Origin of the sequence: Streptomyces calidiresistens, assembly GCF_014141525.1 — a bacterium.
In the GTDB taxonomy this organism is placed as follows: Bacteria; Actinomycetota; Actinomycetes; order Streptomycetales; family Streptomycetaceae; genus Streptomyces; species Streptomyces calidiresistens.
Genome location: NZ_VKHS01001555.1, coordinates 1 through 467, shown reverse-complemented (window position 1 = coordinate 467; position 467 = coordinate 1). Strand labels below are relative to the sequence as shown.

1 pseudogene is annotated in these 467 nt (G+C 76.2%); it reads right to left on the bottom strand.

From position 1 onward, the window contains the following. Window positions 1-430, bottom strand: a pseudogene (locus tag FOE67_RS28255) (hypothetical protein); the annotation flags it as partial. Window positions 431-467: the final 37 nt, after the last annotated feature.

Sequence of the window (467 nt, the reverse complement as noted above, 5' to 3'; positions counted from 1 at the left end):
GGGGAGCCTGCGCGGGCGGGAGCACCCGGACGGGGGTGTTCACCGGGGACTCCTCTTCCTCCTCGGTGCCCTCTTCCCCCTCTTCGTCCCCCTCCCTCTCCTCATCGTCCTCGTCCGGTTCCGGTTCGGGTTCCGGTTCGGGCGCCGTGGTGCCCGGCCCGGGCGAGGGGACGGGAGAGGCGTCCACCCGCGAGGCGGCGAGTTCCTCGTCCCCGGGGCCGGGCGGCGGGAACACCACCGAACCGAGCACGGGGCCGCCGAGCGCGATCAGCGCGGTGACGGCCGTGGCCGCGCCCAGCGTCGTCCACACCCGGCGGCCGGGCGTCAGGCCCCGGCGCGACCGGCCCGGATCGCGGCCGAAGACCTCGGCGAAACCGGTGGGCGGGGCGGGGTCGGTGGAACCGTTCGGTGGTGCGGGCTTGGCCGACACGGTGTGTCCTCCGGGAAGAAGCGGGTGCGGGCGCTGT